This window comes from Chloroflexaceae bacterium, from assembly GCA_025057155.1.
Classification (GTDB): Bacteria; Chloroflexota; Chloroflexia; order Chloroflexales; family Chloroflexaceae; genus JACAEO01.
Window position 1 is genome coordinate 63,210 of sequence record JANWYD010000023.1, and the last position, 14,264, is coordinate 77,473.

At 64.5% G+C, this 14,264-nt stretch carries 14 protein-coding genes; 8 read left to right on the top strand and 6 right to left on the bottom strand.

Annotation, left to right across the window (positions count from 1 at the left end; all coding sequences use genetic code 11):
* Positions 1 to 95 precede the first annotated feature (95 nt).
* From recJ to NZU74_18070, 5 genes are all read right to left on the bottom strand, one after another.
* A complete protein-coding gene (gene recJ, locus NZU74_18050; GenBank protein MCS6883239.1) occupies positions 96 to 1,820 on the bottom strand; it encodes a single-stranded-DNA-specific exonuclease RecJ in 1,725 nt (574 codons plus the stop codon).
* Positions 1,821 to 2,019: 199 nt separating this feature from the next.
* Entirely contained in the window at positions 2,020 to 3,651 is a 1,632-nt protein-coding gene (gene gpmI / locus NZU74_18055; protein MCS6883240.1) for a 2,3-bisphosphoglycerate-independent phosphoglycerate mutase, read from the bottom strand.
* A gap of 78 nt (positions 3,652 to 3,729) precedes the next feature.
* Entirely contained in the window at positions 3,730 to 3,978 is a 249-nt protein-coding gene (locus tag NZU74_18060) for a hypothetical protein (GenBank protein MCS6883241.1), read from the bottom strand.
* Between the two features lie 19 nt (positions 3,979 to 3,997).
* A complete protein-coding gene (locus tag NZU74_18065) occupies positions 3,998 to 4,753 on the bottom strand; it encodes an ROK family protein (protein MCS6883242.1) in 756 nt (251 codons plus the stop codon).
* A 77-nt stretch (positions 4,754 to 4,830) separates the two neighbouring features.
* Positions 4,831 to 5,184 (bottom strand): hypothetical protein, encoded by a 354-nt coding sequence (locus NZU74_18070; GenBank protein MCS6883243.1) that lies wholly within the window; start codon positions 5,182 to 5,184, stop codon positions 4,831 to 4,833.
* A gap of 127 nt (positions 5,185 to 5,311) precedes the next feature.
* On the opposite strand from NZU74_18070, the gene NZU74_18075 reads away from it, so the two are divergent.
* The 3 genes from NZU74_18075 to NZU74_18085 all read left to right on the top strand — a co-directional run bounded on the left by NZU74_18075 (position 5,312) and on the right by NZU74_18085 (position 7,649).
* Positions 5,312 to 6,082, top strand: coding sequence for a glycosyltransferase family 2 protein (locus tag NZU74_18075; GenBank protein ID MCS6883244.1), 771 nt, complete (start codon positions 5,312 to 5,314; stop codon positions 6,080 to 6,082).
* A complete protein-coding gene (locus NZU74_18080) occupies positions 6,072 to 7,085 on the top strand; it encodes an NAD-dependent epimerase/dehydratase family protein (GenBank protein MCS6883245.1) in 1,014 nt (337 codons plus the stop codon). Before NZU74_18075 ends, NZU74_18080 begins: the two co-directional genes overlap by 11 nt.
* Positions 7,086 to 7,157: 72 nt before the next feature.
* Entirely contained in the window at positions 7,158 to 7,649 is a 492-nt protein-coding gene (locus NZU74_18085; protein MCS6883246.1) for a PspC domain-containing protein, read from the top strand.
* Between the two features lie 97 nt (positions 7,650 to 7,746).
* Here NZU74_18085 and NZU74_18090 read toward each other — a convergent pair whose 3' ends face one another.
* Positions 7,747 to 8,412 carry a Crp/Fnr family transcriptional regulator gene (locus tag NZU74_18090; GenBank protein MCS6883247.1) on the bottom strand — a complete coding sequence of 222 codons (666 nt, stop codon included), beginning with the start codon at positions 8,410 to 8,412 and terminating at the stop codon, positions 7,747 to 7,749.
* Positions 8,413 to 8,922: 510 nt separating this feature from the next.
* Here NZU74_18090 and NZU74_18095 point away from each other — a divergent pair.
* From NZU74_18095 to NZU74_18115, 5 genes are all read left to right on the top strand, one after another.
* Positions 8,923 to 10,794 (top strand): VanW family protein, encoded by a 1,872-nt coding sequence (locus NZU74_18095; protein MCS6883248.1) that lies wholly within the window; start codon positions 8,923 to 8,925, stop codon positions 10,792 to 10,794.
* A 295-nt stretch (positions 10,795 to 11,089) separates the two neighbouring features.
* On the top strand, positions 11,090 to 11,557 hold the full coding sequence (locus NZU74_18100) for a CBS domain-containing protein (protein MCS6883249.1): 468 nt from the start codon (positions 11,090 to 11,092) through the stop codon (positions 11,555 to 11,557).
* Between the two features lie 89 nt (positions 11,558 to 11,646).
* The gene (gene pdhA / locus NZU74_18105) at positions 11,647 to 12,714 is read left to right on the top strand and encodes a pyruvate dehydrogenase (acetyl-transferring) E1 component subunit alpha (GenBank protein MCS6883250.1); all 1,068 of its coding nucleotides are present in this window, start codon (positions 11,647 to 11,649) and stop codon (positions 12,712 to 12,714) included.
* Positions 12,614 to 13,741, top strand: coding sequence for a pyruvate dehydrogenase complex E1 component subunit beta (locus NZU74_18110; protein ID MCS6883251.1), 1,128 nt, complete (start codon positions 12,614 to 12,616; stop codon positions 13,739 to 13,741). Before pdhA ends, NZU74_18110 begins: the two co-directional genes overlap by 101 nt.
* Positions 13,729 to 14,264, top strand: a 536-nt coding sequence (locus NZU74_18115; protein MCS6883252.1) for an E3 binding domain-containing protein, incomplete at its 3' end; no start/stop codon positions are given. The genes NZU74_18110 and NZU74_18115, both read left to right, overlap by 13 nt.

The window sequence follows — 14,264 nt, forward strand, 5'->3', positions numbered from 1 at the left end:
CTACGCTCGGCGGGGGAGGGTGAAGACCCGGCACGCCAGCAGATCTCAGTGGAACCCCACATACGGGAATCCAAAATCCAAAATCCAAAATCGCATCACCCCCTGGCGCGGCGAAAATCCTTGATGTTCAACCGCAAGCGCGCTTCGCCGTTCCACTGATTGGCTTCAAGGTGGTAGGCCACGTCAATGAGGGGATGCCGACGCACGGCCTCGGCCAGATGGCCGAGGCGGAAGGCGATGCCCTCGCAGGTGAGGCCGTCGCGTCGCAGGAGCAGATGCAGGTGCTGACCATCGCCGCCGCGGGGACGGGCATCAACCACCTGCACGGCCGGGCTCATCAGCGTGGGAATGGGGTTGGCCTGACCGAAGGGTTCGAGGCGACGCAACTCGGCGAGCAGGTCATGGCTGATTCCATTGAAGTCGAGGATGGCATCAATAGTCAGCGAAGGCTGGAGCATGGCGTCGGTAAGGCGCTCTTCGGCCAGAGCGAGCAGGTGTTCTTCCAGGCGCGGCAGGTTCGCGTTCGGAATGGTAAAGCCAGCCGCAGCCGAATGACCGCCGAAACGCACAAAGAGGTCGCTGCAACTGGCCAAGGCCTCAACTATGTTGAAGCCGGGGATCGAGCGAGCCGAGCCGCGCGAATGCTCTGCGCCACGCTCGATCAGCAGCACCGGGCGTCCCCATTCCTCGACCAGTTTTCCTGCCACCAGCCCTACCACACCCGCTGGAAACTCCTCGCCGGCAATCACTATGATCCGCTGGCGGTGCTTGCCGCTCGCCTCGGCCCGGGCGCGAGCGGCTTCCTGCACCTGCTTCGTCAATTCCTGCCGCTCGCGGTTGGTGCGGTTCAACTCTTCGGCGATCGTCCGCGCGTTGGCGTAATCCGCCGCGAGGAGCAACTGGTAGGCCCGCACAGCGTCATCCAGCCGCCCGGCGGCATTGAGCCGCGGCCCGAGCATGAACCCGATGTCGGCAGCGGTGATCTGCCCCTGCACCAGCCCCGACACCTCGATCAGCGCCTTGAGGCCCGGTCGGCGGGTGGTGTTGAGGGCCTCCAATCCCGCTTTCACCAGCACCCGGTTCTCGCCGGTGAGCGGCCCCATGTCGGCGACGGTGCCCAGGGCCACAACATCGAGCAGGTCACGGCCCCGCAGCGCACCGAGTGATAACCCGCGGCGCACCAGGGCCTGCACGAGCTTGAAGGCGATCCCGACGCCCACCAGTTGTTTGTAGGGATAGGCGCAGCCGGGCTGTTTGGGGTTCACCACTGCCAGGGCGGCAGGGAGCGTCGCTGGCGGTGTATGGTGGTCGGTTACGATAACGTCCAGCCCGATGCGAGTTGCTTCGGCCACCTCGGCCGCATTGCTGACGCCGCAGTCCACGGTGATCAACAGGCGCGTTCCTTCGCCGGCCAACTGGCGCAGGGCTTGCACGTTCAACCCGTAGCCCTCGCGGAGCCGGTGGGGGATGTAGGGGCGGATGTTCGCGCCCATCGCGCTCAGGGCCTGCACCAGCAGCGTCACCGCGGTCACCCCGTCGGTGTCGAAGTCGCCGTACACCGCTATCGGCTCGCCGCGAGCGATGGCCTCGGCGATGCGGGCGCTGGCCTCGGCCATGCCGCGCATGCGCAGGGGATCGTGCAGATCACGCGCATACTCCGCCTCGAGAAACAGGCGTGTCGCGTCGGGATCGCGCAGATCACGCTGATAGAGCAGAGAGGCAAGCAGTGGACTCAGCCCGCTCTGGCGCACAAACTCCGGCGGCGCCGGAGGGAGAATGTGCCAGTGCCGGTTGCGAGCGGAGAGGGGTCGCCGGGTCATAGCGTGATGCATTGGGCAGGGGTGTGGGGAAACCAGGTTTCCCTACACCCCTTCAACCGTCGTTCAATCATTTTGAGATCGTTGCGAAGAGCGAACGCGGATGTTCCTGCAATAGGTATACCGAAGGCGGAGCGTCGGGGTTACGGAGGTGTAGTCTTCGTTAGACCGACCGCCTGTGCCGGCCACACTCCAGCGTCCCCTACCGGCGCACAATCAGCGATTCGCCAGTCATATCGGCGGCTCTGGGCAAGCCGAGGAGTTCCAGGAGGGTTGGAGCGACATCGGCGAGACGCCCGCCCGAGCGCAGAAACACGTCATTCTTGCCAAGCCCCAACCCATCGGCGGCCACGAGGATGCAGGGCACCGGATTGGTGGTGTGGGCCGTATGGGCGCCGCCGGTTTCGGGGTCAATCATCTGCTCGGCATTTCCGTGGTCGGCGATGATCAACACCGCCCCGCCGCGCGCCAGCACCTCGGGCACCACCGCGCCGACGCCGGCATCTACCGTCTCGCAAGCCTTGATCACTGCCGGGATGACCCCGGTGTGCCCGACCATATCGGGGTTGGCGTAGTTGACGACGATAAAGTCGTACTGGTCGCTGCGGATGGCTTCGATCAGGCGTTCGGTCACCTCGGGGGCGCTCATTTCAGGTTGCAGGTCGTAGGTGGCCACCTTGGGCGAAGGGACGAGCAGGCGGTCCTCGCCGGGGAACGGCTCCTCACGGCCGCCATTCAGAAAGAACGTCACGTGGGGGTACTTCTCGGTCTCGGCGATGTGAAACTGACGCTTGCCCGCGGCGCTGACCACGGCGGCGATCGGTTCGACCACGGGGCGCGGCGGGAAGGCGACCTGCACAGGCAGGCCCTCCTCGTACTGGGTCATGGTCACCATATGGAGGTTCTGCAACTGGCGGGGGCGCTGCCAGATCGTATCAGGGAGCTTGAGGCCCTCCTCCTTCTGTTTCGCGTAGTGGCGCTGGATCTGCTCGTTGATGTCGGGCAGCGCCAGGGCGCGGGTAAGCTGGCGGCCCCGGTCAGGGCGAAAGTTGGTGAAGATCACCGCGTCGCCGTCCTTTACGGTCGCCACCGGCGCGCCATCGCGCACGATCACCGTCGGCGGAACAAACTCATCGCTGATATCAGCGGCATAGGCTTGCTCGATGGCGGCGCGAGCATCGGGCGCGGTCTCGCCCTTACCTTCGACAATAGCGGCATAGGCGCGCCCGGTGCGCTCCCAGCGCTTATCGCGGTCCATCGCGTAATAGCGCCCCGAAACCGTCGCCACGACCCCGACGCCGGTACGGGCGATAGCGGCTTCGAGCGCATCGAGGAAGCCCAGGGCGCTGCGGGGCAACACATCGCGGCCATCGAGGAACAAGTGCAGGTAGACGCGGTCAAACCCTTCGCGGCGGGCCAGTTCAAGCAGGGCATGGAGGTGGTCTTCGTGGGCGTGCACGCCGCCAGGGCCGAACAGCCCCATCAGGTGCAGGGCGCCGCCGGTGGCCTTCGCGTGGGCGATAGCGCCGAGGAGGGCGGGATTGGTAAAGAAATCACCGTCGGCGATGGCCTTGCTGATGCGGGTCAGTTCCTGGTAGACCACAAAACCGGCGCCAATGTTCAGGTGCCCTACTTCTGAGTTGCCGATCTGCCCTTCGGGCAGCCCCACGTCCAGGCCCGAGGCGCAGAGGGTAGTGTAGGGGCATTCGGCGGTCCAGCGATCCACGTTCGGGGTATGGGCCAGATCTACGGCGTTGCCGGGCCCTGGAGGAGCGAGACCCCAACCGTCCATAATGGCCAGAACGACGGGCCGCGGAAGGGCATGCGCGGGCATAGAACCTCCTCGCATTGCGCGCGCCGGGGCGCGCCCCGGCGCGCGTTTGATACAGGTTAATGATCAGGTGCTCAAGCCTCAACCCAGGCCGAAGGCCACCATCAGGATGCGCCAGCCGGCGAGCAGGCCAAACACGCCGGTAATGACGAGGGGCGCGCCGACCATAAGGAGCGTAGCGATCCGCGCGCCCGAGGAGGCGCCGGCGCTGACGAAGTGCATCGGCAGTTCCCGCGACATGGTGAGCCAGCCGCCCCAGAGAGTCAGGGCGCCGAGGATGGCGAAGGCGATTGCCGAGCCAATGGCGATAATGACGCCGAGTGCGAACATAGCGGTCCTCCTTCCGAGGTTACTCTAACGAGAGCGCCGGCAGACATAAAGCGGCGTACAGGGCCGCACCAATGACCCCCGCCTCATTGCGGAAGTGCGCCGGAACGATTTCGACCGGCGCCGACAGGAGGGGGCCAAACTCGTCAAAGGCCTTGCTGGCGCCGCCGCCGATGATGATCAGATCGGGCCAGATCAGCGCAACCAGGCGATGCAGAAACTCATCGAACAACGGCGCCCATTTCGCGAAGCTCAGGTCTTTGCGTTTGCGGGCCGCCTCGGAGACGCGGCGTTCGGCGTCCTTGCCGCGGATCTCAATGTGCCCCAGCTCAGTGTTCGGCGCCAGGACACCCTCGACGAACAGGGCCGTTCCGATGCCGGTGCCCACAGTCAGCATCAGCACCACACCCTTGCGCCCGCGCCCGGCGCCGAAGCGCATTTCGGCGATCCCGGCAGCGTCGGCATCGTTCATCAGCGTCACGGGGCGGCCCAGGGCCCGCTGGAAGAACTGACGGCCATCAATGCCAATCCATTCGGGAGCGATGTTCGCCGCTGTTCGCACGATCCCATCTTTAACCACAGCAGGCAGGCCACAACCGATTGGCCCGCGCCAGTCGAAGGATTGCGCCAACTGGCCCACGGCGTGACTGATCGCTTCGGGGGTTGCCGGTTGAGGGGTCAGGACACGCTGCCGGGGCGTGAGCAGGACGCCCGTGGCTACATCCACAATCGCCGCTTTGATTCCCGTGCCGCCAATGTCTACACCCAGGACGTGCATATGGATTATCTGCGTTTGCGCCAGCGCATGTGCAGGTAGAAGATCCGGACGCCTGAATGCCCCGGACGTTCCGGTGGCTACTTGGTGCGCACCCGACGCTTGAGATCCGCAGCAGGTTTGCGGAACACAAGGACATCCAGCGTCCCGCGCGGGTAGCTCTTCGTAAACTGCGCCAGGCCAGCGGGGCTGCGGCGCCAGAAGATCGAAATCGCCAGCACCGCCAGCAGCAGGGGCATTACGACGAGGAGCCTGGCCGGCTGGCCGCTGTTCAGGCTGTAGGCCAGGTAGCCAAACACGCCAAGCATCAGCAGCGCCTGCAAGGCCGGTAGCAGCAACATCCGCTCACGCAGTTGCACGTAGGCATAGACGAATGCAAAGGCGTACCATACCTCGATGACGGTTACTACGAGGAAGAAGACCCAGAGCCACACGGCACGCTCCTGGACATGATCGAGGCTATTGCTCGTATCATAGCACACCCTGGCGGTTTTGGTACGCAACGTGTGCTATAATCGCCACCTGGTTGCAGCAACGATCCCGCAGAGTGAGGGTCAGGCAATGAACGATCGTCCCAGTATCACGGCATTCTTTCCGGCGTTCAACGATGCTGGCACGATCGGCAGCATGGTCGTTGCGGTTATACGCACCCTGGAAGAATTGACCGACGATTACGAGGTGATCGTCGTTGAAAATGGCAGCACCGACTACACGGTGCAGGTGCTCGAAGAACTGGCCCGACATTACCCGCGCCTGCGCGTGTTCACCCACCCTCAGCCGCTGGGTTACGGCGGGGCGCTGCGCGTCGGCTTTGCCAGCGCCACGAAAGATCTGATCTTCTATACCGATGGCGACGCGCAGTACGATCCACGAGAACTCAAGCTGCTGCTGCCCGCCCTGCGCGACGATGTGGATATCGTCAACGGCTGGAAGATTGACCGCGGCGATCCGCTGCATCGCAAGATCATCGGGCGTGTCTATCACCATACCGTCAAGTTCTTGTTCGGCTTCCGCTTGCGCGACGTGGACTGCGACTTCCGGCTCATTCGGCGTCACGTCTTCGACGTGATCGATCTGGAGTCGGATAGCGGAACGATCTGTCTGGAACTGGTAAAAAAGCTTCAGGACGCGGGCTACCGCTTTGCGGAAGTGCCGGTGCATCACTATCACCGCACTTATGGAAAGAGCCAGTTCTTCAATTTCCCGCGGCTCTGGCGCACCGGCGTACAGTTGCTCCAGCTCTGGTGGAAGCTGGTCATTCGGCGCGAACATCTGGCGCAGATCGCCCGGCGTCGGGCCGAAGCGGTGCAGGTGGTGAGCGATGCGACATAATGACCGAAGCGCGGAATTGCGCGCGGCATTCGAGGGCAGCCGGGTGCTGATCACGGGGGGGGCCGGCTTCATTGGTTCAAACCTGGCCCATGCGCTGTGCGATCTCGGCGCCGAGATTACGATTGTCGACTCCCTGATTCCCGAATACGGCGGCAACCTGCACAACCTCGTCGCCATCCGCGACCGCGTGCGTCTGAACATTGCCGATGTGCGCGACGAGCACTCCATGAACTACCTGGTGCAGGGCCACGATTATCTCTTCAACCTCGCCGGCCAGACCAGCCATCTGGACTCGATGCGTGATCCGTATACCGATCTGGAAATCAATTGCCGTTCCCAGCTTTCCATCCTCGAATCGTGCCGGAAACACAACCCTGGCATCAGGGTGGTTTATGCCTCGACCCGCCAGATCTATGGCAAGCCCGATTACCTGCCGGTGGACGAGCGACATCTGCTGCATCCCACCGATGTCAACGGGATTAATAAGATGGCGGGCGAGTGGTACCACATTCTGTACAACAACGTTTATGGCATTCGCGCCTGCGCCCTGCGCCTGACGAACACCTATGGCCCGCGCATGCGCGTCAAAGACGCTCGGCAGACCTTCCTGGGCATCTGGATCAAGCGGGTCATTGACGGCGAGCCGATCCAGGTCTGGGGAGACGGCCTGCAAATCCGCGATTTCACCTACGTGGACGACTGTGTGGAGGCGCTGCTGCTGGCGGCCAAGGAGCCGGGCGCCTACGGCCAGGTCTTCAATCTGGGCAGCGACGAGACGATCAACCTGCGCGACCTGGCAGCGCTGTTGATCGAGGTCAACGGCGGGGGATGCTACGAAATCGTCCCCTTCCCCGCCGACCGCAAGCCAATAGACATCGGCGACTACTACGGCGATTACCGGCTGATCCAGGGACGCCTGGGCTGGTCGCCACGGGTGCGCCTGCGCGAGGGTCTGGCACGCACCCTGGCCTACTACCGCGAGCATCGCGAACACTACTGGTAGCTGCAACAAAGCAGCCGCGCCGACCGTCTGATAGCCAGAAGCCGTCTGGGTGACGACGGAAGGAGTGTTAGCATGTATCCATCCCCCCGGCTCGAGCGCAGCCGTTCCGACGTGATGATCGCCGGCGTCTGCGGCGGTCTGGCGCGTTATCTGAACATCGATTCGACGATTGTGCGTCTGGTCTTCGTGCTGCTGGCCTTCAGCGGCCCGGCGTTGTTGATCTACCCGCTGCTCTGGCTGGTAATGCCCCGCGAGCGCCCGGCGAACCCCGGTACGCCGGCGATGCATCCGGGGCAGGTGTTCGTCGCCACGGGCGAGACGCAGCGCCTGCGGATTGACCCGATGACCGGCGCACCCAACGAGCCAGAGGAGATACCGATCTCCAATCTGGGATCGGAGCCTGCCGCCAGCCGCGTGAACGGGCGCGGGCGGCTGCTGGGCTATATTCTGCTAGGTCTGGGAGTATATCTGATCTTGCAGATGATCTGGCCGGGGATCGGCTCGCTGCTCTTCCCGGCGCTGCTGATCGCTGGCGGCATCTACCTGTTGCGCCGGGCACGATGAGTACATGCGCGTTGCGCACCTACGCAGGGGCGGGGTCAAAGCCCGCCCCTGTGCTCATTGTGTGCACAGGAGACTTCCAGGCGCGCGCCGACCGGGGTCAATTCTGCGCCAGTTCGCGCAGGCGTGAGGGATTAAGCAGCGTGATGCCTGAGCGATCCACGTCGAGCAGGCGGGCGTCGCGGAACTGATTGATCACTTTGGTGACCGTCTCGCGATACGCGTTGATCATCTCGGCAAGTTGCTGGTGGGTGCGGCGCGGAACGCGCTGCTGCGGCTTTGGCCCCGCAGTCTGATCTTCAGACATTTCGAGCAACACCGAGGCCAGGCGCGCCGGCACGGATTTGAAGGCCACTTCGTCGAGGCGCCGGCCGACGGTGAGGCGATACTGCCCAACAAGCTCGACCAGCGCGGCCCCCAGATCGGGCTGGCTGTACAGGGCCTGGAGCACGGCGGCCCGCGGAACGGCAACGACCCGCACCGGCTGTAAAGCCACGGCATACGTATCGTAGCCCTCGCCGCCATCGAGGGCGCTATGGCCGAAGATCTGTCCGGGCTCGACCACCTTGACGGTGAGCACCCGCCCCTCGCTGGAGAGCATCTGGAGACTGACCTGGCCCGCCTGAAGCAGGTACAGAGTCTGGGCGGGCTGGCCGGGGGTGTAGATTGAACTGTGGCGTCGGAAGGCCTGATTCGAGCCAAGGGGCTCGAGTACGGACCATAGCCGCTGCTGTACCGACTCGTCGCCACGATGCGCAATAGCCATGCGTTCCTCCAGCTACCGCGAAAGCTCACGCCAGTTGCCGGCGCGGCTGCGCTGCACTAGCCTCGATCCAGGGGACAGGGGGCCATGTGAGCGCTTTGTCTTCCATCCAGCGGGCCGGATGCAGGCGCACACTCGTCCCATATCGCTTCCTTGTAATGTCATATTGTAACATACCTCTCTTACTTCAGCGCAGATGGATATGGATGAGGCAGGGCCGAGGCGACGTCCGCTCCCGGCGGGGGGGCAGGGCAGCGTAGCCGCCTGATGCGGTCATTGTTCGCTGATGCTGGCGACTACGCCGCCGACGCCAACATCAGCGAAAAGCCCGGGGGCCGGGGCCAGCCCCAAAGACTTCGCAACCGCCCTGATGGATAAGGCTCAGGTCCCGGGGCCAGCCCTCTGGCGTGTACAGCATCCATAGCGTGGAATGACAGTATGCTTGACATTCCCTGCAACGGCGGTGTACACTCCAGACGGCTCTATTGCGTCCATACAGGTTCCCGGCAGGCTATGCGCAAACCGCTAGTGTCAACCCGGGCGTCCGAGCCGGCGCCGGAAGAGGTTCGCGTCCCGCGGCGGCGGCTCCGGCGGCGCCGGCGCAGTCGCGGCGTCGAGTGGTTCGTGGTACTGCTTGCTGTAATCGCCCTTGGCGCGCTGATGGGCGTCATTGGCATGCTGCTGGCCGAGCGGGAGATGGCGCGGCGGATCTATCCTAACATCAGCGTGCGCGGCGTATCCGTGGGGGGAATGACCCTCGATGAGGCGTATCGCGCGGTTGAGCGCCACTACGGCGCGTTCCTGTACAACCCGGTCGTGCTTGCCTATGGCGAGCGCACCTGGCGCCCCAGCGCTGAGGAACTGGGTTTGCGCCTGGAGATTGATGACGCTTTACAGGAAGCGTTTGCCTATGCCCGGAACGACAGCCGGTTGAACAATCTGCGCACGGCTCTGGCCATCTGGGAACAGGGGGTGGATCTGCCATTGCGCCTGGAGGTGGACCAGCGGGCCATGCAGCGGTACCTGGCGCGCATCGCCGCGGAGCTGGAAACCCCTCCGCAGGACGCGGCGGTGGCCCTCGCCGGCGCGCAGGTGCTGGCGACCCCAGAGCAGTGGGGGCTACAGGTGCTGGTTGATGAGACGCTTCACGATATGACCGCCGCCATACAGGGGCTTGAGCGCACCACGGTGGCGGTGCGCACCCGCGCGCTCGAGCCGCGTCTGCGGGACGCCGAGGCGGCCCCGGTGGCCGCTAGCCTGCGGCTCATGCTCGACGGCCCGCTGGTGCTGGAGGGCGCTGGCGGCGCCTGCGCAGCGGGTTGCCGCTGGTCGCTTGCGCCCGAGCGGCTGGCGGAGTGGATCAGTGTGCGCCGGGTGCGCGGCGCCGATGGCGAGCCGACCTACGCGGTGAGCGTGGACCAGAGCCGTATTCGCGCCGCGCTGCTCCCGATAGCTGCAGCGCTGCGTCAGGAGGGCGGCCTGCCCGCCGTAGCCTGGAACAATGGCAATCTGCGGATCGTCACGCCGGGCGATCCGGGACTGGGCCTCGATGCCGATGAGGCCATTGCCGCCGTGAACATGGCGCTCAATGGCGGCCCGCGACGAATCAAGCTGCCCATGGAGCCGATTCCACCCCCGGTGACCGAGCGCAACCTCGCCAGCCTGGGCATTACCGAGCGTCTGGGGTTGGGGGTGAGTTCCTTCGCCCGCTCGGAGCAGTACCGCATCACCAACATTCAAGCCGGGGCGCGGCGTATGAACGGCGTGCTCATTCCTCCGGGGGCGACCTTTTCCTTCAATCAGCAGCTTGGCCCGGTGAATGCCGCTAACGGCTTCGTCGAAGGTCTGGCGATTGTTGAGAATCGAACCCAGAAAGAGTGGGGCGGCGGCCTGTGTCAGGTGTCCACGACCGTCTTCCGGGCGGCGTTCTTCGCCGGATTGCCGATCACCGAGCGCCACGAGCACGCCTTTCGCATCGGCTGGTATGAGGAACTCGGCGAGCCGCCCGGTCTCGACGCCGCCATCTTTACTCCCTACAACGATGTGCGCTTCGTGAACGACACCGGCGGCTGGCTGCTGATGGAGAGCTACGTTGATCTGGCGCGACAGCGTCTGAGCGTAGCGCTGTATGGCCCGGCAACCGGACGCAGCGTGACGTACACCCACCGCGTGCTCGAACAGACCCCGGCCCCAACAACGCCAGTGTACGTCAACGACCCCTCGAAGCCGCGCGGCTACCTGCGGCGCACCGATATCGCCCGCGGAGGGATCAAGGTGGTGATCGAGCGCACCGTGACCGCCAACGGGCAGGTGCTGGCCCGCGATCGGTTTCTCACCGAGTTCAAGCCCTGGCCCAACATCTATGTGCGCGGCGTCGGCGGGTAATGCGATTTTGGATTGTTGATTTTGGATTTTGGATTTCAGGTTGTCCAGATGCGTATGCACGGCATTCTAGCCGGTTTGACCCCTTATCGCGCTTCCGGGCTTGTGCTGGCGGACATAAGATTGTATAACGTAAGCTGAACGGCACGTTCGAGAACGCGAGGGTGTGTGCGGGCTGCACCAGGGGACACCGGAGTTCCCTGGCCCGCGCTCGTCGGCGCGGAAACCGCAGCGTACTGCAAGTCTAATTATTTGTACTTTATTTCACGAATATGACCAGTAAGGGAGGGCCAGGCCGATGAAAGCGCGTGAAATCATGACCCGGCAGGTCATCAGCATCCTCGCCGATGCGACGGTAGAAGATGCGGCCCGGCTGCTGGCTCGCAACCGGATCAGCGGCCTGCCGGTGCTGAATGCCGAGGGCACGCTCGTAGGTCTGGTGACCGAGCACGACCTGATCTCCCGCAGCGGGCGTCTGGTGAGTGACATTATGAGCCGCAGCGTGATCACCGTCAGCCCGGACACCGAGATCGAACAGGTGCAGCATCTGCTGACCAACCAGCGTATCCGGCGCGTCCCGGTGGTTGAAAACGGCAGGGTCGTCGGCATCGTCAGCCGATCAGACCTGGTGCGGCAGATCGCGATGCGCTGGGTCTGCGGCGTCTGCGGCGAGATCGTGCGCGGCCTCGAGCCGCCGGCAGGTTGCCCGCGTTGCGGCGCCGACCAGAAAGCCTTCGTTCACGACGTGGTGCCGCCAGGGATGTGATTGGTCCAGCAATAAGATTTTGTGATCTTTACTGCCAAGGTCGCAAGGGTTGCGCCACAGCGGTTCACCCTGGAAACGGAGACTCCCGAATGGTCAAGGTTAAGGAAGCCGCTCCTCGCGGGCTGGAGCATGAGAACGCCGAAGACCTCAAGCACTACTATTACCAGATGCTGCTGATCCGGCGCTTTGAGGAGCGTACCAGCGAGATGTACGTGAAAGCGAAGATCGGCGGCTACTGTCACCTCAATCTGGGCGAAGAGGCGACCATTGTCGGTCTGATGGCGGCGCTCAAGCCCGAGGACTACATCTACACCAACTACCGCGAGCACGGCTATATTCTGGCTCGCGGCGTGCCGCCGGGTCCGGTGATGGCCGAACTGTTCGGCAAGGAGACCGGGGTGGCCCGCGGGCGCGGCGGTTCGATGCATCTGTTCAGCCGCGAACACAACTTTATGGGCGGCTACGCCATCGTCGGCGGCCAGGTGCCGCTGGCCGTCGGCGCGGCCTACGCCCTGCGCTACCAGGGCAAGCCCGGCGTGGTAGTGGCCCAGATGGGCGATGGAACCACCAACATCGGCGCGTTCTACGAGTCGCTCAATCTGGCCAAGCTGTGGCGCTGCCCGGTGCTTTTTTTTATCGTCAACAACGGCTACGGTATGGGCACCTCGGTTGAGATGGGTTCCTCCGAGCCGGATCTATGGAAGAAAGGGGCCTCGTTCCGTATCCATGGCGAGCGCATTGACGGCACCGACGTGCTGGCCGTGCGCGATGCGGTGCGCCGCCTGCGCGAGCGGGCCGAAAACGAGGGCGAGCCGGCTATTCTCGATGTGGTCAGCTTCCGCTTCCGCGGCCACTCGGTGATTGACGCCGATCGTTACCGCGACCCCGAGCAGGTGCGCGCTGCTCGCGAACAGCACGATCCCGTGCGCAATTTCGCCGCCCTGCTGCTCGACCACGACCTCGTTGATGACGCCTGGCTCAAAATGACCGCCGAACGGGTAGAACGCGAGGTTCAGGAGGCGATTGATTTCGCCAATGCCAGCCCCGATCCTCGCTTTGAGGATCTGTACGAGAACATGTACGCCACCCCCGTGCCGAACATGCCCGGGCGCCAAGACGCGCTGCAGGCGGCGCGGATCAACCGGGGCGAGTGGTAGTTGCGAAGAGGTTGCTGGTATGCCCATCATCACCTACCGCCAGGCGCTCAACGATACGCTTGGCGAGGAACTGGCCCGCGATCCCAACGTCCTGCTCATGGGCGAGGAGATCGGGGTCTTTCAAGGCTCCTATCGGATCACCGAGGGCCTGTTGCAGGAGTTCGGGCCCAAGCGCGTGGTTGACACCCCTATCGCCGAGGAGGGTTTTGTCGGCGTAGCTATCGGCGCGGCCATGCTCGGCCTGCGCCCGGTGGTTGAGATCATGACCATCAACTTCATTCTGGTGGCGATTGACCAGGTGGTGAACCACGCCTCGAAGATCCACTATATGTTTGGCGGGCAGGTGCGCGTGCCGCTGGTCATCCGCACCCCCTCCGGAGGTACGGGACAACTCGCGGCCACCCACTCGCAGAGCTTCGAGAACTGGTTGGCCTACTGCCCTGGCCTCAAGGTGGTTGCCCCCGCCACGCCCTATGATGCCAAGGGATTGTTGCGGGCCGCCATCCGCGACGATGACCCGGTGATCTTCATCGAGAGCCTGGCGCTCTACGACACCAAGGGCGAGGTGCCCGACGACCATGACTACGTGGTGCCGATTGGCGTGGCTGAGGTGAAACGGCGCGGCGAGGATGTCACCGTCGTGGCCTACTCCCGTATGACCGCCATCGCCCTCCAGGTGGCCCAGCGTCTGGAGAACGAGGGCGTCAGCGTAGAGGTGATCGATCTGCGCTCCCTGCGCCCCCTCGACCGGCCCACAATCATCGAGTCGGTGAAGAAGACCGGCCGGGCGGTGGTGATCGCCGAAGACTGGTATTCCTACGGCGTAACGGCTGAGATCGCCGCCACTATCCAGGAGCAGGCCTTTGATTATCTCGACGCGCCGGTGCTGCGCGTCGCCGGCCTGGAGGTGCCGCTGCCCTACGCCAAAGAACTCTCGGCGGTCTCCAAGCCCAACGCGAACAGTCTTATCTATGCCATCCGCCAGGTGCTGGCAGGAACATCGCGAGGTGCGGCATGGGCGAAGTGACGATGCCCCGCCTGTCGGATACGATGTCGGAGGGCACGGTCGGGCGCTGGCTGAAGCAGCCGGGCGATCCGGTCGTCGCGGGAGAGATTATCGCCGAGATCGAGACCGACAAGGCCACGATGGAGCTTGAGGCGTTCGAGTCGGGCGTCCTTCAGCAGATCATCGTTCCTGAAGGCAAGACGGTGCCGATTGGCGAGGTGATCGCGTTGATCGGCGCCGGGCCAGAGGCGGCGGCGCTGCCGCCCGCTCCGGCGCCGGCTGCGGCAGGAACTGCTCCTGCGCCCGGCCCGGCGCCCGCCGCTGTCACCGCTGCGCCGGCGGCAGTGACGGCCCCGCTGCCGCCCGCCGAGGAGAACGGGCGTATTCTCGCCTCGCCCGTGGCGCGGCGCATTGCCGAGGAACTGGGGGTGGATCTGCGCCAGGTCCGCGGCACTGGTCCCGGCGGGCGCATCCTCAAGGAGAATGTGGAGGAGTTTGCCGCGCGGATGCGGGCCGGCGGCCAGCCGCCCGCGCCGCCCGCGCC